The organism is Azonexus sp., from assembly GCF_047638095.1.
Classification (GTDB): domain Bacteria; phylum Pseudomonadota; class Gammaproteobacteria; order Burkholderiales; family Rhodocyclaceae; genus Azonexus.
Genome location: NZ_JBLJBW010000040.1, coordinates 1 through 21,863 on the forward strand (window position 1 = coordinate 1; position 21,863 = coordinate 21,863).

Genomic DNA, 21,863 nt, shown 5'->3' on the forward strand with positions numbered 1-21,863 from the left:
CAGCCGGGCAGCATGAGGCGGCATTGCGCCCAGGAAAAAACCCAGGGAATGGCGCGCAGGTCTTCGATGCGCTCGGACGGTTTGCGTGAGGCCGGGCGGCTGCCGATGTTCAGCGCCGCAATTTCGGAAACGACTGTCGATTGACGAAAATATGTGGTGAACCCCGGGTCGGCATAGACCAGTTCGCGGTAGGCGTGAAAGGCGTATGCGGACAGGCTGTCCATGACGGCATGAAAATGCGGGGCGTTGGCCAGCTGGTTTTCCGGATTGCTCAAACTGGCTTCCAGGGTGGCGGCGAGCAGCACTTCGAGATTGCGCCGGCCGTTGTCCGGGTTGCCGTATTTGCTGGCGATGACTTCGCCTTGTTCGGTGAGGCGGATCTGGCCGGAAACAGCGCCCGCCGGTTGCGCCAGAATGGCGTGGTAGGACGGCCCGCCGCCGCGCCCGACCGAGCCGCCGCGCCCGTGAAAGAGGCGCAGGCGCACCTTGTGGCGGCGAAATACCTCGGCCAGCGCGATTTCTGCTTTGTAGAGCTCCCAGCCGGAAGTGAGGAAACCGCCATCTTTGTTGCTATCGGAATAGCCCAGCATGATTTCCTGCTCGTCGCCCCGGCTTGCCACCAAGGCGCGGTAAATCGGGTGCTGAAACAGCGTTTCCATGATGCTGGCGCTCTTTTGCAAATCTTCGATGGTTTCAAAGAGCGGGATGATGTTGACCAAAAGTTGCGGGCTTGCCCCGTCGTTTTGGGGAGCGCGCAACAAGCCGGCCTCCTTGAGCAGCAGGGCGAGTTCGAGCAAGTCCGAAGCGCTGTCGGTTTTCGAGATGATGCAGTTGGGGAGCGCCGCTTCACCGTATTTTTCGCGTAATTCACGCGCGGCGAAGAAAATGGCCAGCTCGCCACGGGTTTCCTCATCGTAACTGAGCCAGGGGGAATGGAGCGGGCGCGGCGTGGCGAGTTCTTCTGAAAGCAGTTTCAGGCGTGCCGTTTCATCGAGCGTGAGGTAGTTTGGGCACGCTTGTGCGGCAGCGAGTAGGGCGCTTACGCTGCGTTCATGAACATCGGAATTCTGGCGTAAATCGATAGGGGCCAGGTGAAAACCAAATACCTGCACGGCGCGCAAAAGGCGGCGCAAGCGTCCGCCCGCCAAACGGGCGCTGCCGTTTTCCTTGAGCGAGGTGGCCAGTATTTTTAGTTCGTTGCGCAATTCCTGCGCCGTGTCATAGGGGGCTGCGGGGGCGATTTCCGGGCGCAGTGGCTCGCTGTTGTCGAGTGCGCGCGCCGTTGCGGCCAGGCGGGCGTAAATTCCCGACAGGGCGCGCCGGTAAGGCTCGTCGCTGCGCTGCGGCGATTGGTCGGGCGAGGCCGCAGCAAGGGCCTCGAGGGCCGGGCTGACGCGCACGAGCAAGGCGGATAGCGGCAGCTCCGCGCCCAGGGCGTGCACTTCTTCCTGATAATGCTGCAGCGCCGCCACCGATTGCAGGCGCAAGGCTTGGCGCAAAATATCGGCGGTGACGAAAGGATTGCCGTCGCGGTCGCCGCCGATCCAGGAGCCGATGCGAAAAAAAGGTGGCAAAGCCCAGCGGCGCTCAGGGTGGCGGTTTTCCAGATGGTGGGCGGTGTCGATATACAGGCGCGGCAGTTCGTGGAAAAAAGTTTCCTGAAAATAGCGGATGCCGTTTTTGACTTCGTCGATCACCTGCAAACGCACCGGGCGCAACATGCGCGATTGCCAGAGCGTGAGCACGGCGTTGGCCAGCTGTTCTGCGTTATCGGCGAGCTCTTCAGGGGTGGGCGTGCGCCGCTCGCGGGCTTCGAGCAGGGCGGCGATGCTTTGATGATTGCGCAGCAGGCTTTGCCGTTGCACTTCGGTCGGGTGCGCGGTGAGTACCGGGGCGACCAGTGCGTGGGCAAAAAAATCAGCCAGAACATTTGCGGAGCAGCCGGCGTCATCCAGGCGCTCCAGTGCATAGATCAGGCTGCCCGTGCGCGGCGGCGAACCCGCTAGATCGTGGGCGCGGCGGCGTCGGCTGTGGTGGACATCCTCGGCGATGTTGGCCAGCTGCAGAAAATAGCTGAAGGCACGCACCACGGCTTGCGTGCTGGCACGCGGCAGGGCCGTGAGCAGCGCCGCCAGCGCCTGGCCTTCCGCCGCATCTGCGCCGCGCGCAAAACGCACGGCGGTCTGGCGGATGTTTTCGACCCAGGCGAACACATCTTCCCCCTCTTGCTCGCGCAGGGTATCGCCCAAAACACGCCCGAGTAGGCGGATATCGTCATGTAAGTGGTCGGTGCTGGGGGGCATGGCGAGGCTCCGGTGAGGTGGGGGTGAAGGTAATCGAGGGCGAGGGCAGCTCGTGGCAGGCCTTGAAATAGGCTTTGGCCTCTCGCAGTTCATCCCGGGCAATTTTGGAGAAGTAAAGCCGCATCACAAATCCCTGAATACTTCTTCCATTGAAATCACTTCCAGCTTGCCTTCGCGATATGCCTGCAAGCGGCGCTCGGCCTCCTCGATCCAGACGTGGTCTACTTCCGTGTCTGGTTTATCCAGGCTTTTTTGCAGCATTTCCAGCAGCTCGTAGCGCTCCGACGCCTTCAGGCGCAAGGCTATTTCCATGACTTCAGCGGTGCTCATGATGTTCTCCTAGCGGGTATGTGAACGATAGCAAAAGGCTACAGTTCCAGTGCGTAAGGTGTTTGTTTGAAGGTGATGCCTTCGCGTGCGGTGCGGCTGCCCAGGCGGTTGGCGGCGGCGTAGATGATTTTTGGGCCGGCGAACTTGGGCAGCACCTCGAACACCGGACCGGTGAGCACATTGCCGCCGCCGACCGGGTTCAATGTATTTGAAAACCGGGACGGAACCCGCATCGCAGCCACCTCTGTCATAAGGGAGGTTGGTGATTATAGTGGGCTGGGCGAGTGGAATTTGTGGCGCGCTGCGTTTTGGTAAGGGGAATGGCGTTTTGCGTTGTATCGCTGAAATGCAAAATTGCGCGCCCGGCGTTTCTCCAAAGCTTGTGAGAAGCGCCGGGCGCGTGGGCAAGGCAAGGGGTAAGGCAAGGGATTTAGGTGATTGCGCTGCCTAAAATGGCTCGCCAGCCGGGGTAAATCTGGTCGGCGTCTTGCGGGAAGGAGGCGAAGGCGCGGGCGAATTCGCGGTGTTCTTTGGCCCACTGCAAGGGGTCGGCCCCGGCTTTCCAGCAGTCGTAAGCCTGGCGCAGGGAACGGGCACCGGCGGCCGGGCTGTCGAGGTGGCCGTAAGCGCCGCCGCCGGCGGTGTTGATGACGTTGCCGTGGCCGAGATTGGCGAAGAAACCGGGCAGACGCAGGGCGTTCATGCCGCCGGAGATGATGGGTACGGTTGGTTTCATGCCGTACCATTCTTGCGCATAAATCGGCCCCTGGTAGCGGTCGCGCTCGATGATGTAGGCGCAGGCGCGGTCGTCCTTGTCGCCTTCCATCTTGCCGTAGCCCATGGTGCCGACGTGGATGCCGGAAGCGCCCTGGATGCGGCTCATTTTGGAGAGCACATAGGCGCTGTAGCCGCGCTTGCTTTGCGGGCTGGTCACGGCGCCGTGACCAGCGCGGTGGTAGTGCAGAAACTGGTTGGCAAAATGGCGGCGGGCGGTGGTGATCATGCCCGGGCCGCCGACGTAGCCATCGACCAGAAAGGCCACCTTGTCGGCATCCGGGCCGAAGCTTTCGAGGATGTATTCGCCGCGCGCGAGCATTTCGTAGTGGTCGTCGGCGGTGATGTTGGCGGAAAAGAGCTTGGCTTCGCCGGTTTCGTCCATCGCCCGCTTCATGGCGTCATAGACGAGCGGAATGGTCTGCTTCATCGGCGCGAAAACCTGGTTGCCTTGCGGCTCGTCGTTCTTGATGAAATCGCCGCCCAGCCAGAATTCGTAGGCAGCGCGGGCAAAGGGTTCGGGGCGTAGCCCCAGTTTGGGCTTGATGATCGTGCCGGAAATGTAGCCGCCATCGACCACCGGGCGGCCCAGCGTGCGCCAGAGGTCGGCAATGCCCCGGCTGGGGCCGTCGAAGAGTTCAATGGCGCGGCGCGGCAGGTAAAAATCGACCATCTTGGCGTATTCGATGTCGCCCATGCCCTGATTGTTGCCGATGGTCAGCGTCAGGAAGGAAACCAGCATCATGCGGCCGTCGATCAGGTTGCGGTCGAACAGGTCGAGCGGGTAGGCGATGCGCATGTCCTCGGTGGCTTCGTCGATGTGATAGACCAGCGCATCGACACCGCGCGTGAAATCGTCGGTGGTGCTGACTTCGACGTTGGTGCCGGTCGAGGATTCGGCGGCGAAGTGGGCGGCGGCGGCAAGATAGCTGTGGCCACTTTTCGGTTTCATGCGGTAGGCGCACAAAATATGCTGGCCACTGGCCATGAGTTCAGCTTCCTTGAGGCTTAAATCGGCGTAGCGTTTGGACTGATCCATGAGTGTCTCCGTGGGATTGAGCGTCTGCGATCTGCATCGGCATGGCGGCATCCTAGAAAGCTTGATTGATAAATAAAAGTCATGTGTTTTTATTGTGGAGTTCAGTTTTGGCTTACTTGTTTCTGCCGCCGAGGCAGTGTTTTGCTGAGTACACTCAAATCCTCGATCACCCCGGCGGCGTCGGAAAAATCCTGTCCGGCGCTGTAGGCGCTGGGGGTGACCAGGCAGGCGAGGCCGGCGGCGCGGGCGGCAAGGAGGCCAATTCGGGAGTCTTCAATGGCCAGGCAGGCGCTCTTGGGGGCATCGAGTTTTTGCAGCACCCAGTGATAAATGGCGGGGTCCGGTTTTTTGGCCGCGACGACATCGCCTGCGCCAATCACGTCAAACCAGCTGCTGGCGCTGGGGCCGAGCGTGGCGTTGAGGAGGGCGTGCACATTGTCGAGTGTGGTGGTGCTGGCAATGGCCAGGCGGATGCCCAAACTGCGCGCCGCGCGCAAGGTCTCTGCCACGCCGGGGCGTAAGGGCAAAGAGCCGGCGGCGACACGGGCAAGATAGTGTGCCGTTTTCTGCCGGTGCAGGCGGTGGATGAGGGCATCGAAATGTTCGCCGGCGAGCAGTTCACTGTGCGTTTGGGCGACGAAATGGCGGATACGCTCTTTGCCTCCGGCCACGGCGAGCAAATCGCCGTAGTGCTGCTCGTCCCAGTACCAGTCCAAACCCTGTTCAGCAAAAGCCGCGTTGAAGGCGGGGCGGTGTCCGTCTTTTTCGGTTTCTGCGAGGGTGCCGTCGACATCAAAGATGAGTGCCTGTAAAGGGCGGTGTGCGTGGGCCATGGTGCGACTCCGGTGTTGGCAGCCGGTCGGACTTGACCGAGTCGGCTGCAAAAAGTGGGAAGACGGTTCATTTTTCCCCGTGTTTCTGCGCGAATAAAACAACTATTCGCTTGAAACCCGTGAAAAACTGTCCTCGTCTCCCACATTTTTCGCTGCGACCTATCAAGTCCGACAGGCTGCCAGGATTGAAACGCTTCACGCTAGGCAGAAAGCGGAGTAAGGGCTAGTCAGAAATGCTGACGGCAGGCATCAGTTTTGTTTAATCAGTAATTCATTATGAAGCGGTTAAAAAATACTGACTAGGTGATTCATGAAGCTTTCCTTATCTTGCCTAGCCATGCAGTAAGCCAAAATTGACTGGAGAAGCCCATGTTATTCGGACGCACCACCTTGTCGAAATTCGTCATCCAGCACACGCGCAATGGGCGCAGCGAATTGGGGGCTTTGTTGATCGATGTGGCCGCAGCGGTGAAAAGCATCTCGGCGCTGGTGAGCAAGGGGGCTTTGTCGGGCGTTTCCGGCACGGCGGGCGACACCAATGTGCAGGGCGAGGAACAAAAGAAAATCGACGTGCTCGCCAACGAGGCCATGCTGCGCCACTGCGAATGGAGCGGCCAACTGGCCGGCATGGCGTCCGAGGAGCTCGCCGCGCCGTATCGCATTCCTGAAGAATATCCGCGCGGGCGCTACCTGCTGGTGTTCGACCCGCTGGATGGTTCATCGAACAGCGATGTCAATGTTTCGGTGGGGACGATTTTTTCTATCCTGCAACGCGCTGAGGTGGGCGATGCGGTGGAAACCGATTTTTTGCGCCCGGGTTGTGAACAAATTGCCGCCGGTTACGCCATTTACGGCCCGGCGACCATGCTGGTGCTGACGGTGGGCGACGGCACGCACGCCTTCACCCTGGATCGGGAAAGCGGCAATTTCATCCTCACCCACCCGGATATCCGTGTGCCGCCTGAGACCCGTGAATTTGCCATCAACACCTCGAACGAGCGTTTTTGGGAAGCGCCGGTGCAGCGTTACGTGGCCGAATGCAAGGCGGGAAAAACCGGGATTCGCGGCATCGATTTCAACATGCGCTGGATTGCTTCGATGGTGGCGGAAGTGCACCGCATCCTGATGCGCGGCGGCGTGTTCATGTATCCGAAAGATCACAAAGACCCGGGTAAACCCGGCCGCCTGCGCCTGCTCTACGAGGCCAACCCGATGGCGATGCTGATCGAGCAGGCGGGCGGGGCGGCGTCCACCGGACGCCAGCGCATTCTGGATGTTGCGCCCGAAACCCTGCACCAGCGGGTGCCGGTGATTCTCGGCTCGCGCAGCGAAGTGGAGCGCATCGAGCGTTACCACCAGGAATTCGACAGCGGCACCGACCGCCCCTTTGCTTCTCCTTTATTCGCTGAACGTTCCTTGTTTTGCGAGTAAGGCGCTCATTTCTTCTTTTCCGGGAGCCGCAAGATGTCCATCAAACACCCGATCATCGCCATCACCGGTTCCTCTGGTGCCGGTACTAGCACGGTGATGCAAAGTTTCCAGCATATTTTCCGCCGGGAAAAACTCAACGCCCAGGTGGTGGAAGGCGATTCTTTCCACCGCTACGACCGCGCCGCCATGCGCGCGCAAATGCAGGCGCAGGAGGCGGCGGGTAATCCGAATTTCAGCCATTTCGGGCCAGAGGCCAATTTGCTTGCCGAACTGGAGCAACTGTTTGCCGATTATGGCCGCAGCGGGCGCGGCCAGGTGCGCAAATATCTGCACGATGTTGCTGAAGCCGCGCCCTGGCAGCAAGAGCCGGGCACGTTCACGCCCTGGCAGGAGATTGGCGGCGACACGGATTTGATGTTTTACGAAGGGCTGCACGGTGCCTGGGCGGGCGAGGGCATCGACATTGCTGCGCACGTCGATCTGTGTGTTGGCGTGGTGCCGACCATCAACCTCGAATGGATACAAAAACTGCACCGCGACCAGAAATTGCGCGGTTATTCGCAAGAGGCGGTGGTCGATGTGATTTTGCGGCGCATGCCAGATTACGTGAAGCACCTGTGTCCGCAGTTTTCGCGCACGCACGTCAATTTTCAACGGGTGCCCATCGTCGATACCTCCAATCCCTTCATTGCCCGCGATATTCCCAGCGCCGATGAAAGCATGGTGGTGATCCGTTTTGCCAATCCCAAGGGCATCGATTTTCAGTATTTGCTGAATATTTTGCACAACAGCATGCTGACCCGCCCGAACACCCTGGTGGTGCCGGGCGGCAAGATGGGGCTGGCGATGCAGATGATTTTTACCCCCATGGTGTTGCGCCTGATGGATTTGAAGCGGCGCGCCTGAACGGAGACGATAGTCATGGAAAAAATGCAAACGCCGCACAGCTCGCTCGCCAACGCCCTGCGTTTTCTCGCGGTGGATGCGGTGGAACGGGCAAAATCCGGCCACCCCGGCGCGCCGCTGGGCATGGCGGACATCGCCGAAGTCCTTTGGCGCAAGCACCTCAAGCACAACCCGAATCACCCGGCCTGGCCGGATCGCGATCGTTTCGTGCTCTCCAACGGGCACGGTTCGATGCTGCTCTACGCCCTGCTGCATCTCACCGGCTACGATCTGCCGCTCAGTGAATTGCAGAATTTTCGCCAGTTCGGCAGCCGCACCGCCGGCCACCCGGAGGTGGGCCACACACCCGGCGTCGAAACCACCACCGGTCCGCTGGGGCAGGGGCTGGCCAACGCAGTCGGCATGGCGCTGGCGGAAAAGCTGCTGGCGCAGCGCTATAACCGCCCCGGCCATGCAATCGTCGATCACCGCACCTGGGTATTCATGGGCGACGGCTGCCTGATGGAAGGCATCAGCCACGAAGCCTGTTCGCTGGCCGGGGTCTGGGGTTTGCACAAGCTGGTGGCGATTTACGACGATAACGGCATTTCCATCGACGGCCACGTCAGCGGCTGGTTTCGTGATGACACTTCGGCACGTTTTCGCGCCTATGGCTGGCAGGTCATCGGGCCGATCGACGGGCATGATGCGCGGGCCATCGATGCCGCTTTACGCACGGCACAGGCTGAAAAAGAGCGCCCGGTACTGATCATTTGCCGCACGCAGATTGGTCAGGGCGCGCCCAACAAAGTGGGTACCCATGAGGTACATGGCGCGCCTTTGGGCGAGGCTGAAATCAGCGCCATGCGGGCGGCGCTCGACTGGCCGCATGCGCCCTTTCAGGTGCCGGACGATCTGCGCGCCCTGTGGGATGCACGGGCCAGTGGCCGCGCTGCGGAAAACCGCTGGCAGGAAAGTTTTGCCGCTTACGGTCAGGCGTATCCCGAACTGGCGGCGGAATTCGTGCGCACCGCGCACGGCATGCTGCCGGACGACTGGAGCGGTTTGCGTGCGGAAATGGAGGCGCGCGCGGCGAGCAGGACGGAGGGCATCGCCAGCCGTAAATCGTCGCAGAACTGCCTGGATTTTCTGACCGAGCGGCTGCCGGAGCTGCTCGGCGCTTCGGCTGACCTGACCGGCTCCAATCTGACGGCGGGGCGCGGCAGCCGGCCCTGGCACGAAGCGCCCCCGGGCGGCGCGCAGGCCCCCAATTATCTTTCCTGCGGCGTGCGTGAATTCGGCATGGCGGCGGTGTTGAACGGTGTTGCCCTGCATCGTGGGCTGATTCCCTACGGCGGCACCTTTGCTGTGTTTTCCGATTACGCCCGCAACGCCATCCGCATGAGCGCCCTCATGCGCCAGCGGATGATCTATGTGTTAACCCACGATTCCATTGGCCTGGGCGAGGATGGGCCAACGCACCAGCCGATCGAGCATCTTGGGAGTTTGCGCCTGATTCCCGGCCTGGATACCTGGCGACCCTGTGACGAACTGGAAACTGCGGTGGCCTGGGCGGAAGCGATTGAACGCCACGACGGCCCGAGCGCTTTGTTTTTGTCGCGCCAGAATTTGCCACAGTGCGGCGGCGATGCCGGGCGGGCGGCGCGCATCGCGCGCGGCGGCTATGTGCTGAGTCCGGCGGTGGGTGAGGATCAGGCGGCGATTCTGGCGACCGGTTCGGAAATCGGCATCGCGCTGGCAGCGCAAGAGGCTTTGGCCAAGCAGGGGATTGCCGTGCGCGTGGTGTCGATGCCGTGCTGCGAGCGCTTCGAGCGGCAAACGCTGGAATGGCAGCATCAGGTCTTGCCGGACGATTTGCCCCGGGTGGCGATCGAGGCGGCGCACCCCGATCCCTGGCGTAAATACGTCGGCCTGGAGGGTGCGGTGTTGGGCATCAAGGATTTCGGTGCTTCCGCGCCGGCGGGCGCTTTGTACGCCCACTTCGGCCTGGATGTGGCGCACCTGGTGCGCGCCGTACTCGACACCATCGTCCGCCAAGGCGGCAGCGATGGCGATTTTTGAGCCAAAAAAGAATTTAAATCAACGAGGAGACAAGTCCATGGCCATACGCGTGGCAATCAATGGTTTTGGCCGCATCGGGCGCATGGCGTTTCGCGCCATTGCGGCGGAGGCCGAATTTTCCGGGCTGGAAGTGGTGGCAATCAACGATCTGCTTGCCCCGGATTACCTGGCGTACCTGTTGCAGCACGATTCGGTGCACGGGCGTTTTCCCGGGACGGTGGAGGTGGCGGGCAATACGCTGTGGGTCAATGGCCGCGCCATACGCTTGAGTGCCGAGCGCGATCCGGGTGAAGCGGCCTGGGGCGAGGCTGGAGTCGATGTGGTGATTGAGGCGACCGGTTTTTTCCTCACCGAAGAAAGCTGCCAGGCGCATCTGAATGCCGGGGCGCGCAAGGTGATCCAATCTGCGCCCGCCAAAGACGCCACGCCGATGTTCGTTTATGGCGTTAATCACGCGGATTACGCCGGGGAGGCGATTGTTTCTGCCGCATCCTGCACCACCAATGGTCTGGCACCGGTGGCCAAGGTGCTGAACGATCATTTCGGTATCAAACGCGGTTTGATGAGCACGGTGCATGCCGCCACGGCCACGCAAAAAACGGTGGATGGCCCATCTGGCAAGGATTGGCGCGGCGGGCGCGGGATTCTGGAAAACATCATCCCGTCGGCCACGGGGGCGGCCAAGGCCGTCGGCAAGGTGATTCCGGCGCTGGATAAAAAACTTACCGGCATGGCGTTTCGCGTGCCGACTTCCGATGTTTCGGTGGTGGATTTGACGGTGGAGCTGCAGCAAAGCGCCAGTTACGACGAAATTTGTGCCGTGATGCGCGCCGCCGCAGAGAAGGAATTGAAGGGGGTGCTGGCCTATTGCGATGAGGCGGCGGTATCTACCGATTTTCGCGGCTGCCCGCAGCCTTCGGTGTTCGATGCACAGGCAGGCATCGCGCTCGATCCGACGTTTATCAAGGTGGTGGCCTGGTACGACAACGAATACGGCTACACCTGCAACCTGTTGCGCCTGGCCCGCCACATCACGCACGGAAAGGAAAAGACATGGCCCTGATTTCGCTACGCCAGTTGCTCGACCACGCCGCCGAGCATCACTACGGCCTGCCCGCTTTCAACGTCAATAATCTGGAGCAAATCCAGGCCATCCTGCAGGCGGCGGCAGCCTGCGATGCGCCGGTAATTCTGCAAGCCTCCGCCGGCGCGCGCAAATACGCCGGCGAACCCTTCTTGCGCAAGCTGGTGGAAGCGGCCATCGAGCAATATCCCGATATTCCGGTGTGCATGCATCAGGATCACGCCACTTCGCCGGCGGTGTGCCTGCAAGCGATGAAAAGCGGGTTTTCCAGCGTGATGATGGACGGTTCGCTCGGTGAGGACGGCAAAACACCGTCCACCTACGCTTACAACGTCGAAGTGAGCCGGAAAGTGGTGGACATGGCGCATGCGCTGGGCGTTTCGGTGGAAGGCGAGCTGGGCTGTCTGGGATCGCTGGAAACTGGCGAGGCGGGCGAGGAAGACGGCATCGGTGCCGCCGGCAAACTCGATCACGGACAACTCCTGACCGACCCCGACGAAGCCGCCGATTTCGTAGCAAAAACCGGCGTCGATGCGCTCGCCATTGCCATCGGCACCAGCCATGGCGCTTACAAATTCACCCGCCCGCCGACCGGCGACATTCTGGCGATCGATCGCATCAAGGCCATCCACGCCCGCATTCCCAATACCCACCTGGTGATGCACGGCTCATCCAGCGTGCCGCAGGAGTGGCTGCAGGTGATTCGCGAACATGGTGGCGCGATCAAGGAAACCTACGGCGTGCCGGTGGAAGAAATCGTCGAAGGCATCCGCCACGGCGTGCGCAAGGTCAACATCGACACCGACATCCGCCTCGCCATGACTGGTGCCATGCGCCGCGCCATGGCGGAAAAACCGGAAGAATTCGATCCGCGCGCCTTCCTCAAAGCCGCCGTCAGCGCCGCCCGCGCACTCTGCCAGTCCCGCTTCGAAGCCTTCGGTGCCGCCGGCCAGGCCAGCCGCATCAAGCCCCTGCCGCTGGAAGCCATGGCCCAGCGCTATCGCTAAAGTTTTCCCTGAGCAACTCTGCGCAGCCTTGCGCTGTTTTGGCCCCGCTCGCGGGGTCTTTTTTTGCGTTTTTGATGGAGGCTGTCATTGGGCCGGCCAGCGCTGCCACCTGACCGGCTTGCTATTGGAGAACTTCATCAAGAAAGCAAAGCCTCGGGCAGATTCTCCTTGGCTCAGCGGACGAGTTTGGATGCTTCGGTTTTTCAAGCGATCACGAATCCAGATGTCGCACCAAATCCATGCTGTCGTGCAGGATGCGAATCACCTCGATCGATTTCGCTTCCTCGTGGGTTCTAAAAACAACGAGATGCTTTCCCTTTCGCCCGTTACGCGCCACATGAAGGCTGAAGACATCAACCCCCAACTCTGGCCGCGCTCGGCTACTCACCGCCTCGGGTCCGTTAGCCAACTCCTTCAGTGCGCTGCGCAGCGTTGTTTCATGAACCCGCGCTTGGCGTTCGCCAAACTGTTCGGTTGTCCAGTGCAAAATACTGAAGAAATCTCGTTCGGCACCTTGCGCCAGCCACACACGCCAAGACCGCTTCATACAGCATTGATCGCTCGGTCAGCGATATTGGCCAAGTATGCGTCCAGCGACGCAGCATCGTTAAACTCGGTATAACGCCCCGACTCGATATCGGCAATACCGACAGCCACTGCCTCGCGCAAGGCAGCGAGTTTGGCGGCTTGCTCCGCCTCTCGTGCCTGAACCAGGCGCAACCCCTCGCGCAGCACCTCACTGGCGTTCTGGTAATGGCCGCTGGCTACCATCTGCTCTACAAACTTGGCCTGGCTGTCAGTCAGTACAACATTTCGAGTGGGCATGGCAATCTCCAAATCTGAGCTTATGGCATATTATGCCAATATCTCTTGAGTGAAGCAACCCGCCACGCTTATCCTCCGTCCCTTTTTGCCCATGCTCGTTTGGTTCCTGCTGCTGGTCGGGGCTTTACCTTGGCTACGGAACTAAATTTCAAATGGGGTGCGCCGGAATACTTGTCTCAAAAAAGATCGCCCGATTCGGGTTCCGGCAGCTTTCGCGGTCTGCCGGACTTGCCCGGCGTCACCCGTCGGCCCAGCACTGCGGCAATCTCCTGGGCAAAGCGAGCGCTGCCCAAGGCAAAGTTGCCATTGCTCGCCTGGCGAATCTGATCAACCAGCCCCGGTTCCAGTTCTGATCGAAAGAGTTCTCGATAGTTTGCCTGCCGAAGTTCTGCGGTGCGCTCCTGCGCGAGGTAAATCTCATGGGGTGTCATCAGGGCACCCTCTTGCCCCTGGGCGTTGGCGCGATAACTCGACCAACGATAATCCGCCGGATGCGCCACCATCCCGGCCCGCACCGGATTCAGTTCAATGTAGCGCTGACAGGCCAGCAAGTAATCTTCCGCCTGGGTCAGGCAAGAACGATAGCGCCCCTCCCACAAGGTACCGCTGCGCCGATAAGTGCGGTTGAAATACTGCACATAACGCTGCCCGAGCGCCTTCATTAATGCGCCGGGTGACTCGCCACCATCTGCGCTCACCAGCAAATGCACATGGTTGGTCATCAACACATAGGCATGAACCCGGCAACCTGTCTTGTCAGCAAACTCCTTGAGTCAATCGAGATAAAACCGGTAACCCTCATCTGCCACAAAGCAAGCTTGTCGATTATTTCCACGCTGAATCAGGTGCAGCGGAATACGGGGCAAGGCCACACGGGGCCGACGAGGCATGGCAACTCCTGAATATTCAGACCACCGAAAGAATATTAGAAAACCGTGGTCTGTCCCCTATTATTAATAACTCGACCAACGATAATCCGCCGGATGTTCCACCATCCCGGCCCGCACCGGATTCAGTTCAATGTAGCGCTGACAGGCCAGCAAGTAATCTTCTGCCTGGGTCAGACAGGAACGATAGCGCCCCTCCCACAAGGTACCGCTGCGCCGATAAGTGCGGTTGAAATACTGCACATAACGCTGCCCGAGCGCCTTCATTAATGCGCCGGGTGACTCGCCACCATCTGCGCTCACCAGCAAATGCACATGGTTGGTCATCAACACATAGGCATGAACTCGGCAACCTGTCTTGTCAGCAAACTCCTTGAGTCAATCCAGATAAAACCGGTAACCCTCATCTGCCACAAAGCAAGCTTGTCGATTATTTCCACGCTGAATCAGGTGCAGCGGAATACGGGGCAAGGCCACACGGGGCCGACGAGGCATGGCAACTCCTGAATATTCAGACCACCGAAAGAATATTAGAAAACCGTGGTCTGTCCCCTATTATTTTAGTTAAATTTTTCTACACCACTTTTAAATGACATTGCAAGCGCATTGATCGCAAGTAATGGATCACGGCCAACCTGTTGATCGTATATTTTGATCGCATCATCAAATGCCGAAACGAAATTGTTTTTATTATTTTCTACCTGTGCATCCGCAGGCGTCATTGCTTTGATCTGTTGATACAAGCTTTCTATTTTTGATAAATATGAACTAATTATTTTTTCCTGGTTTTCCATGATTGATTCCTTAAGCGTGTTTTATGATTGTTGCGATGAAGCTTGCTTGGATGCCTTGTGGCTTGGAAGATAATGCATCTTATAAATTAAACACATTGGTTCTTCTGGGAGTTTAAATTTCCCCTCTCCAACAGCCTGCGCAATTTCCTCTGGCCCAAGCTTTTCTGAAAATCGCCCTGCGCCAATATCAAGGTTTGATCCTGTGATTTTTGATAATGCATTTCTAATGCGATTGTGCTCCTGGATTACCATTTTTTTGGCAATAATGTTGGAGGCTTTTAACAATGCCTCCTCGTCTACAAAATAGCCTTTGCCATTCTTTTCATTTTCGCAAGCCATTGCTTTTGCCTTTGCCTCAAATTCCTCGATGAATTGTTGGCGCAAAGATTCGCTTTGTGACATAGGCATTTTGCTTTTGAATAAGTGTCTTAGTCCTTCAATAAATTCATGGGATTGGTTTTCTCCATATTTGCAAACCCAATCAATAACCTCATCGTGCAAATCCAGTGCCTCACTCGACATTTTTAACGAAAGTTCATCTATCATGATTTTATATTCTTTTTCTCGCTGAGCGAGTACGGATCGAGCTTTTTGCTCATCTGTCCGCGCCGTCTGCAGCAGCTCTTTTTGGAATTCCACATATACCTTTTGATAATCAAGGTCATAATTTAATTTTTTGATTGCGGCATCGCGTTCCGCAATTCTTGCTTTCAATACTCTTGCGGTTTCCATCCAAGCCGCATTTACTCGATCAATATCTGATGAGAAACGGGCGGCATCAATCATTTCTTGGACACCAGCGCCGTGAAGATAGCCAAATGATGACATAGAGCACTCCAAAAAAAATATAGTTAAATTTAATTATTCAAGAATACCAAAAAAACACTAGCTGTGCGCGATCAAACAATGCCCAGAGCAGACATTAAATTGCTTTTAGCGTCCCTGATTCCGTGAGCCCACCATTGACTTTTCCATAGTTAACCTTTAAAATCAAACAATTACGGACGCCAAAGGAATCACCCTGCGGGTGATCTGCTCCATGAGCGAATTTTCGATCAAGCAACTGCCCTACGACCTGTTTTCTGCAATTTTTGAGCTGCCTGCGTCCACCGCTCTGGAAAAGTAGGTTTCAAACTCATCTTCAATGATTTCTTCTGCTCGACTTATGAGCTCCGGAGACAATTCAGGGAAAAGCTTCCTTTTTCGCAGGGACAATTCTCCGTGGCCTTGAACGACAAGTTGGATGAGAAGATTGAGGCGTGACTGGGGTAAATCCAGCCAAGCCTCTAGCCGGGCTTTTGCCTGGTCGTAGCCTTGCAGATAGTGAATTTCATGAGCCAGGTCTTCCTCCACGCATTGTTCGATACAAGACAGGATGAATTCACACAAGGCCGTTGCATCGAATGAAGCATAGAGCCAAGAAGCTTGAGGTGACTTGATGAAAATTGTCTGGCTCTCATCGTCCAGTACATAGTCGAGAAGAGCTGTTCGCGGCTGGGAATAGGATTTGAGAAGCTGGGAATATATTTCTAGGGAGCGAAGCATCCGCGCTGACAAGGGGAGCACAACTCCAGTTGGGGTGTAACCCGCTTGCCGCAAGACGTGGTGCAGTAAGAAACGGTGTAGTCGGCCGTTTCCATCAAGAAACGGGTGGACGTAAACCAGTCCGAATGCAGCGCACGTTGCTGCAATCGCAGGATCTATCAGGTTCGATGCCCCTAACTGTGCCAACTTGGCGACACCGTCCATCATTGGTCCAACCTGCGCGGGGGCGGGAGGAATATAGTCTGCGATATTGCGTAATCTGCCGCTTCGAGACAGCCAGTTCTGTCTGGTCCGGTAACAACTTTCCGCAAAATATGCGGAGATGATGCTGTTTTGCCAATTGCAGACTTGCGCTTCTGTCAAATGCCCGGGTTCGCCGGCCAACTCAAGTAGTCGTCTGAATTTCTCGGCGCGGTGTGCATCGGGTATTTCCTTTTCGATGGAAAATGTCGAGCGCGTCTCGGAGAGATAGAGGTAGTCGATGGCGCGCGCCAGCATCTCTGGGGCTAAGTTAGCCACCGCCTCGGAGACCCGGACGCGAAGATTTTTTGCCAGCAGTGACTTCAGCGTATCGGTCAATCTAACCATCGGGCAGAAAGCTGGGGTGCCCAAGAGGTTGTTTATGACTCCGAACTGAGAGTCAGTTGTCGTTGGCCCGGTTACATACTTATCAGCATCCAGGACACGGACTCTGGGCGCTCCTGCCGGCAAGGTGAATTCAAAAGTTGCGCCGGTTAGCCACTTGGCTAGATAGGCAGATAATCTGGCGTATGAAGAAGTGGGAGAGTCGTTGAGCCAACTCTGAAGAACAGGAGCAATCTCCGGCTCATCAAAGAGAGCAGCGAGTACCGTTAGGTTAAGGTTTTCGCGCTTCAAGGCAAATGTCAGTTGAGCAACGAGCCCCTGATTTCCAGCGTAACGATTACGCGGGATTTCAATGCGCTCTGTGCCATCAGCCGAGACAACGTGCCTCACCACGCCGGTACGAGGTGCCAGTACGTAGGTCTGAGCGAGGGGCGGCACCTTGAGCGCGTAGCGCTCAATCAAAGCTTGATAGCCTAGGGGTGTCATCTTGTGGAAAGCTCTATTGGAGTTATGGAATATTCTATAAATTCAGCGGTGGATGCAAAACATTCTAATGCGAAACCTTCTACATGGTTTGCAAAAAAGTCTATGAAACGAGCAATTTGAGCTTTTCGCAGTTTTTCGTTTGCTAACGGGTGGGTGTCATGCGAGCAGTTTTTTTTGATGCAAAAAGGCCACTCCGAAGAGTGGCCTAAGTGCTTGTTTCTATTGGTCGGGGCGGCGGGATTCGAACTCGCGACCCCTTGCACCCCATGCAAGTGCGCTACCAGGCTGCGCTACGCCCCGACAAGCGCGAAATTATAGCGCAGTTTGTGAAAATCAAACAGTGAGCAACTGGATAATCGAGAGTAATTCGTGGCGCAGATTGGGTTTGGGGGTGGTGGATGAAGGCGATTTATCTTCTTCCGGGGTAAAGGTGATGCTTGCTTGTGGGCCGAGTTCATCCAAACGGTTGCGCGCGCCGTGGATGGTGAAACCTTCGCTGTAGAGCAGTTCGCGGATGCGGCGCACGAGCAGCACTTCGTGGTGCTGGTAATAGCGCCGGTTGCCGCGCCGTTTGACCGGTTTGAGCTGGTTGAATTCCTGTTCCCAGTAGCGCAACACATGCGGCTTGACGCCGCACAGTTCGCTGACTTCGCCGATGGTGAAGTAACGTTTGGCGGGAATCGGCGGCAGGTCTTCGCTGCCCCCGGGTTTAGGCAGGTTGTCCATCAAAAGAGAGTTCGACATCGGACTTCAATTTTTGGCTGGGGTGGAAGGTGACGACCCGGCGGGCGGTGATGGGAATTTCTTCGCCAGTTTTCGGGTTGCGCCCTGGGCGCTGCGGTTTGTCACGCAGTTGGAAATTGCCGAAACCGGACAGTTTGACGCTGTCGCCGGTTTCCAGGGCATCGCGGATTTCGTCGAAAAAGGCTTCTACCATATCTTTGGCTTCGCGCTTGTTGAGGCCCACTTTTTCGAAGAGAAGGTCGGCAAGCTCGGCTTTGGTCAAGGTCATTTCTTCTTGAATCTTTCGTTAGGCTCGCAGCTGAGCGGCAAATTTATTTTCCAGTTCGGTGGCGATATATTGCATCGCAGCATCAACGTCCGAATCTAGCAAAGTGCGTTGAGTATCTTGCATAACTACCCGTAAAGCAAGGCTTTTTTTGTTTTCCGGGATACCTTTGCCAGTGTAGACATCGAAGAGCTGGATGCCGGTGACCTGGGCGGGAAGACGATCGTGCAAGGCGTCCAGAATGGCTTGCCAGGGGAGCTCTTGATCAACGACGATAGCCAAATCGCGGGTGATCGCTGGGAAGCGGGAAAACTCGCTAAAAGTAGGCAGGTTTTGGCTGGTCAGCGCGGAGAAATCGATTTCGAACAATACCGGTGCGTTGCTGAGTTCGTATTTTTGCACCCATTGTGGATGCAGTTCGCCCAGGTAACCGATGGTGCGCTCTTGCAGCACGATGCGTGCGGCGCGCCCGGGGTGCAGGGCGGGGTGGGCGCTTTGTTCAAAGCGCAGGCCGGCGGCGGGGAAAAGGGCTTCCAGATCGCCTTTGAGGTCGTAGAAATCGACTGGACGTTTGTTGCCAGTCCAGGTTTCCGGCAAGGCAGGGCCGTAGGCCAGCCCGGCCAGTTGCCAGGTTTGCCGGTAGCCTTGGACGCTGTCTTGCGGCTGTGTGCTGCGGGCAAAAGTGCGCCCCAGTTCGAACAGGCGCACGCGGCTTTGCTGGCGTTTGAGATTGGTGGCGAGGTTATCCACCAGGCCGCCGAACAGGCTGGAGCGCATTACGGCCATGTGGCTGGCAATCGGGTTGGCCAGGCGGATCAGTTGGCTTTCTTCGGTTTTGCCAGAAAAATCGGCTTCCCAGGTGCTGTCGATGAAAGCGAAGTTGATCACTTCTTGATAGCCGCGATCCGCGAAAAACTGGCGGATGCGTGCTGCCGGACGCTCGTTTTCGGGTTGGGGCAGCATGCGGAGCGCAGCTTGCGGCGGATTGGCGGGAATGGCGTCGTAGCCAATCAGGCGAGCAATTTCTTCGATCAGGTCTTCTTCGATCTCCATGTCGAAACGCCAGGAAGGCGGCGTGACCAGAAACTCGTCGCCGCTTTGCGTAAAAGGCAGGGCCAGGCCTTGCAATAGCGTGGCAATCCGGGCGCTGTCGAGCGGCACGCCGAGCACCTTGGCGGCACGCGCCGTGCGCAGATGCACCGAGGGGCGCTCGGGTAGCGTGCTTTGCGCGCTGCTGACCGGGCCGGCCTGCCCGCCGCAAATGGTGAGAATGAGTTGTGTCGCGCGTTCCAGGGCGGCCTGGGTTGCGCCAAAATCGACGCCGCGTTCGAAGCGGTGCGAAGCGTCCGAGGCGAAATTGTAGCGGCGCGCGCGCCCGGCGATGGCGCTCGGGGCGAAAAATGCAGCTTCAAGAAAAAGCTCCTGGGTGTCGAGCGTGATGCCACTTTCCTTGCCGCCCATGATGCCGCCGAGCGCCAGCGCTTCTTTTTCGTCGGCGATCACCAGCAGGTCAGGGCTGAGGGTGATTTTCTGCTCGTTCAAGAGTAAGAGCTGCTCAGCTTCATGGGCCATGCGCACCTCGATCGCGCCACGGAGCTTGGCGTTGTCGAAAGCGTGCAGCGGCTGGCCGAGTTCGAGCATGACGTAGTTGGTGATGTCGACCAAGGCGGAAATCGAGCGCAGGCCGCTGCGTTCCAAATGGCGGCGCAGCCAATCTGGTGTGGCGGCGCGGGCGTTTACGTCTTTGATGATGCGCCCGCAATAAAGCGGGCAGGCGTTGCCGGCGTGCAAAGTGACTGGACGAAACGCCTCGGTCGCGGGAGCGACAGGGGAAATCTGCGGCATGTTGACGGGGGTGCCGGTAATCGCCCCGACTTCGCGGGCGATGCCTTTTAAGGAAAGGCAATCGGCGCGGTTGGGGGTGAGCTTGATCTCGAATACGGTGTCGTCGAGTGCGAGATAGTCGCGGATGTTTTGGCCAATCGGCGCATCTGCCGGTAGCGCAAGGAGGCCGGAGGCTTCGTCGGAAATGCCGAGTTCTTTGGCAGAGCAGAGCATGCCGGAGGATTCGATGCCGCGTACCTTGGCGAGCTTGATTTTGAAATCCCCCGGCAGCTGGGCACCGGGCAGGGCGCAGGGGACTTTCATGCCGGCGGCGACATTGGGTGCGCCGCAGACGATTTGCTGCGGCGTGCCCGTTTCACTCATCGGCCCGATATCGACTTGGCAGATATTGAGCCGGTCAGCGTCCGGGTGTTTGTTGACGGAGAGGACCTGGGCCACGATGACGCCGCTAAAAGCGGGAGCGACCGGGCGCATGTCTTCGACTTCGAGGCCGGCCATGGTCAGGCAGTGGGAGAGTTCGGCGCTGGTCAGCGCCGGATTGACGAAACTACGCAACCAGGATTCGGAGAATTTCATGGCAATCTCACAAAGAATTCAGTGGGCTTGAGGCAAATCAGGCAAATTGGCGCAAAAAGCGCAGGTCGCCTTCAAAAAATAGACGCAAATCATTGACGCCGTAGCGCAGCATGGTCAGGCGGTCGGGGCCGAAACCAAAGGCAAAGCCGGTGTATTTTTCTGGGTCGATGCCGGCGTGACGCAAGACGTTGGGATGCACCATGCCGCAGCCGGCGATTTCCAGCCAGCGGCCTTTGAGCGCGCCGTGCATGAAAGCGACGTCGATTTCCGCCGAGGGTTCGGTAAAGGGGAAGAAGGAGGGGCGAAAACGCACCGTGAGTTCGTCCGTTTCAAAAAAGCTTTTGAGAAAATCGGCAATGACGCCTTTGAGGTCGGCAAAAGAGACGTTTTCACCGACCCACAGCCCTTCGACCTGATGGAACATCGGCGAGTGGGTGGCGTCCGAATCGACGCGATAGACGCGTCCCGGCGCGATGATGCGGATCTCGGGCAGGGTGTCGAGTGTGCTGTAGCGGGCGACGTGGGCCTGCATGTAACGCGCCTGGATGGGGCTGGTGTGGGTGCGCAGCAGTACCTTGTCAGCGAGCGAACCGTCCGGGTGGGTGAGATAAAAGGTGTCGTGCATGGAACGCGCCGGGTGGTCTTCCGGGGTGTTCAGGGCGGTGAAATTGAAGCGGTCTTCTTCGATTTCTGGGCCGTCGGCAACGTGAAAACCGATCGAGGCAAAGAGCGCTTCGATGCGCTCCAGGGTGCGCGTCACCGGATGCAGGCCGCCGCGCGCTTCGCTGCGTCCGGGCAGCGTTACATCAAGTGCCTCTTCAGCCAGACGTGCGGCCAGGGCAGCCTGGCGAATGGCTTCGCGGCGGGCGTGCAAAGCGTTTTCAACCGCCGTTTTGGCGAGATTGATGGCCGCGCCGGCCGTTTTCTTTTCTTCGGGTGGAAGCTTTCCCAGGCCTTTGAGTAGTTCGGTGATCTGGCCGTTTTTGCCGAGGAAACGGGCTTTGGCCTGCTCCAGGGCATCGGGGTCGGCAATGGCGGCAAATACAGTCTGGGCTTCATTGACGATGTGATCGAGGTGGTCCATGGGAAATTCCGGGAATGAAATTAAACAAAAAAGGAGGCTTGCGCCTCCTTTTGCATCTTTCGTCAGTGCTTAGGCGCCAAGTTTGGCCTTGGCTTGTGCGGCCAGGGCAGCAAATGCCGGCTGGTCAAACACGGCCAGATCGGCCAGAACCTTGCGGTCGACTTCGATGTTGGCTTTTTTCAGGCCGTTCATGAAGGTGCTGTACTTCATGCCCAATTCACGCGCTGCGGCGTTGATACGGGCAATCCACAGGGAACGGAACTGACGTTTGCGCTGACGACGGTCGCGGTACTGGTACTGACCGGCCTTCATCACCGCCTGTTTGGCGACGCGATAGACGTTCTTGCGGCGGCCGCGGTAACCCTTGGCTTGGGCAAGAACCTTCTTGTGACGGGCGCGAGCGGTTACACCACGTTTAACTCGGGACATGTGTGATCTCCTTAAGCGTAGGGCAACATG

20 protein-coding genes, 1 tRNA gene and 2 pseudogenes are annotated in these 21,863 nt (G+C 58.1%); 5 read left to right on the forward strand and 18 right to left on the reverse strand.

What is annotated here, in order from left to right; translation table 11 throughout:
• The 5 genes from ppc to ACM62Q_RS10345 form a co-directional block, all read right to left on the reverse strand.
• Positions 1 to 2,303, reverse strand: a 2,303-nt coding sequence (gene ppc / locus ACM62Q_RS10325; RefSeq protein WP_415036241.1) for a phosphoenolpyruvate carboxylase, incomplete at its 3' end; no start/stop codon positions are given.
• A 123-nt stretch (positions 2,304 to 2,426) separates the two neighbouring features.
• Positions 2,427 to 2,633, reverse strand: a complete 207-nt coding sequence (locus tag ACM62Q_RS10330) for an addiction module protein (protein ID WP_415036243.1) — start codon at positions 2,631 to 2,633, stop codon at positions 2,427 to 2,429.
• A 38-nt stretch (positions 2,634 to 2,671) separates the two neighbouring features.
• Positions 2,672 to 2,866, reverse strand: coding sequence for a hypothetical protein (locus ACM62Q_RS10335; protein WP_415036245.1), 195 nt, complete (start codon positions 2,864 to 2,866; stop codon positions 2,672 to 2,674).
• A 197-nt stretch (positions 2,867 to 3,063) separates the two neighbouring features.
• The gene (locus ACM62Q_RS10340; protein WP_415036247.1) at positions 3,064 to 4,446 is read right to left on the reverse strand and encodes a ribulose-bisphosphate carboxylase; all 1,383 of its coding nucleotides are present in this window, start codon (positions 4,444 to 4,446) and stop codon (positions 3,064 to 3,066) included.
• A 101-nt stretch (positions 4,447 to 4,547) separates the two neighbouring features.
• A complete protein-coding gene (locus ACM62Q_RS10345; RefSeq protein ID WP_415036249.1) occupies positions 4,548 to 5,279 on the reverse strand; it encodes an HAD-IA family hydrolase in 732 nt (243 codons plus the stop codon).
• A gap of 369 nt (positions 5,280 to 5,648) precedes the next feature.
• Between ACM62Q_RS10345 and ACM62Q_RS10350 the strand changes: the two genes are divergently transcribed.
• The 5 genes from ACM62Q_RS10350 to fba are packed head-to-tail and all read left to right on the forward strand — an operon-like array spanning position 5,649 to position 11,768.
• On the forward strand, positions 5,649 to 6,710 hold the full coding sequence (locus ACM62Q_RS10350) for a class 1 fructose-bisphosphatase (RefSeq protein WP_415036251.1): 1,062 nt from the start codon (positions 5,649 to 5,651) through the stop codon (positions 6,708 to 6,710).
• A 33-nt stretch (positions 6,711 to 6,743) separates the two neighbouring features.
• Positions 6,744 to 7,616, forward strand: a complete 873-nt coding sequence (locus ACM62Q_RS10355) for a phosphoribulokinase (protein ID WP_415036253.1) — start codon at positions 6,744 to 6,746, stop codon at positions 7,614 to 7,616.
• A 15-nt stretch (positions 7,617 to 7,631) separates the two neighbouring features.
• On the forward strand, positions 7,632 to 9,677 hold the full coding sequence (tkt, locus tag ACM62Q_RS10360; protein ID WP_415036255.1) for a transketolase: 2,046 nt from the start codon (positions 7,632 to 7,634) through the stop codon (positions 9,675 to 9,677).
• A gap of 37 nt (positions 9,678 to 9,714) precedes the next feature.
• On the forward strand, positions 9,715 to 10,740 hold the full coding sequence (gap, locus tag ACM62Q_RS10365) for a type I glyceraldehyde-3-phosphate dehydrogenase (protein WP_415036257.1): 1,026 nt from the start codon (positions 9,715 to 9,717) through the stop codon (positions 10,738 to 10,740).
• Positions 10,731 to 11,768 (forward strand): class II fructose-bisphosphate aldolase, encoded by a 1,038-nt coding sequence (gene fba / locus ACM62Q_RS10370; protein ID WP_415036259.1) that lies wholly within the window; start codon positions 10,731 to 10,733, stop codon positions 11,766 to 11,768. The genes gap and fba overlap by 10 nt, the downstream gene beginning before the upstream one ends.
• A 211-nt stretch (positions 11,769 to 11,979) precedes the next feature.
• Here fba and ACM62Q_RS10375 read toward each other — a convergent pair whose 3' ends face one another.
• The 13 genes and pseudogenes from ACM62Q_RS10375 to rplT form a co-directional block, all read right to left on the reverse strand.
• A complete protein-coding gene (locus ACM62Q_RS10375) occupies positions 11,980 to 12,315 on the reverse strand; it encodes a type II toxin-antitoxin system RelE/ParE family toxin (protein WP_415036261.1) in 336 nt (111 codons plus the stop codon).
• Positions 12,312 to 12,593, reverse strand: a complete 282-nt coding sequence (locus ACM62Q_RS10380; RefSeq protein ID WP_415036263.1) for a type II toxin-antitoxin system ParD family antitoxin — start codon at positions 12,591 to 12,593, stop codon at positions 12,312 to 12,314. The genes ACM62Q_RS10375 and ACM62Q_RS10380 overlap by 4 nt, the downstream gene beginning before the upstream one ends.
• A gap of 176 nt (positions 12,594 to 12,769) precedes the next feature.
• A pseudogene (locus ACM62Q_RS10385) lies at positions 12,770 to 13,351 on the reverse strand (transposase); the annotation flags it as partial.
• A gap of 195 nt (positions 13,352 to 13,546) precedes the next feature.
• Positions 13,547 to 13,843, reverse strand: a pseudogene (locus tag ACM62Q_RS10390) (transposase); the annotation flags it as partial.
• A gap of 197 nt (positions 13,844 to 14,040) precedes the next feature.
• Positions 14,041 to 14,274 (reverse strand): hypothetical protein, encoded by a 234-nt coding sequence (locus ACM62Q_RS10395; protein ID WP_415036265.1) that lies wholly within the window; start codon positions 14,272 to 14,274, stop codon positions 14,041 to 14,043.
• A 21-nt stretch (positions 14,275 to 14,295) separates the two neighbouring features.
• Positions 14,296 to 15,102: a hypothetical protein gene (locus ACM62Q_RS10400; protein ID WP_415036267.1), complete on the reverse strand. Its 807-nt coding sequence runs from the start codon at positions 15,100 to 15,102 to the stop codon at positions 14,296 to 14,298.
• 240 nt (positions 15,103 to 15,342) lie between these two features.
• Entirely contained in the window at positions 15,343 to 16,890 is a 1,548-nt protein-coding gene (locus ACM62Q_RS10405) for a Fic family protein (protein ID WP_415036269.1), read from the reverse strand.
• Positions 16,891 to 17,113: 223 nt separating this feature from the next.
• Positions 17,114 to 17,190 (reverse strand) — tRNA-Pro (locus ACM62Q_RS10410).
• A 33-nt stretch (positions 17,191 to 17,223) separates the two neighbouring features.
• Positions 17,224 to 17,616, reverse strand: a complete 393-nt coding sequence (locus tag ACM62Q_RS10415; protein WP_415036279.1) for a MerR family transcriptional regulator — start codon at positions 17,614 to 17,616, stop codon at positions 17,224 to 17,226.
• A complete protein-coding gene (locus ACM62Q_RS10420; RefSeq protein ID WP_415036271.1) occupies positions 17,600 to 17,902 on the reverse strand; it encodes an integration host factor subunit alpha in 303 nt (100 codons plus the stop codon). The genes ACM62Q_RS10415 and ACM62Q_RS10420 overlap by 17 nt, the downstream gene beginning before the upstream one ends.
• An 18-nt stretch (positions 17,903 to 17,920) precedes the next feature.
• On the reverse strand, positions 17,921 to 20,320 hold the full coding sequence (gene pheT / locus ACM62Q_RS10425) for a phenylalanine--tRNA ligase subunit beta (RefSeq protein ID WP_415036273.1): 2,400 nt from the start codon (positions 20,318 to 20,320) through the stop codon (positions 17,921 to 17,923).
• 37 nt (positions 20,321 to 20,357) lie between these two features.
• A complete protein-coding gene (gene pheS, locus ACM62Q_RS10430; RefSeq protein WP_415036275.1) occupies positions 20,358 to 21,404 on the reverse strand; it encodes a phenylalanine--tRNA ligase subunit alpha in 1,047 nt (348 codons plus the stop codon).
• Between the two features lie 69 nt (positions 21,405 to 21,473).
• Positions 21,474 to 21,833, reverse strand: coding sequence for a 50S ribosomal protein L20 (rplT, locus tag ACM62Q_RS10435; protein WP_415036277.1), 360 nt, complete (start codon positions 21,831 to 21,833; stop codon positions 21,474 to 21,476).
• Between the last annotated feature and the right edge of the window lie 30 nt (positions 21,834 to 21,863).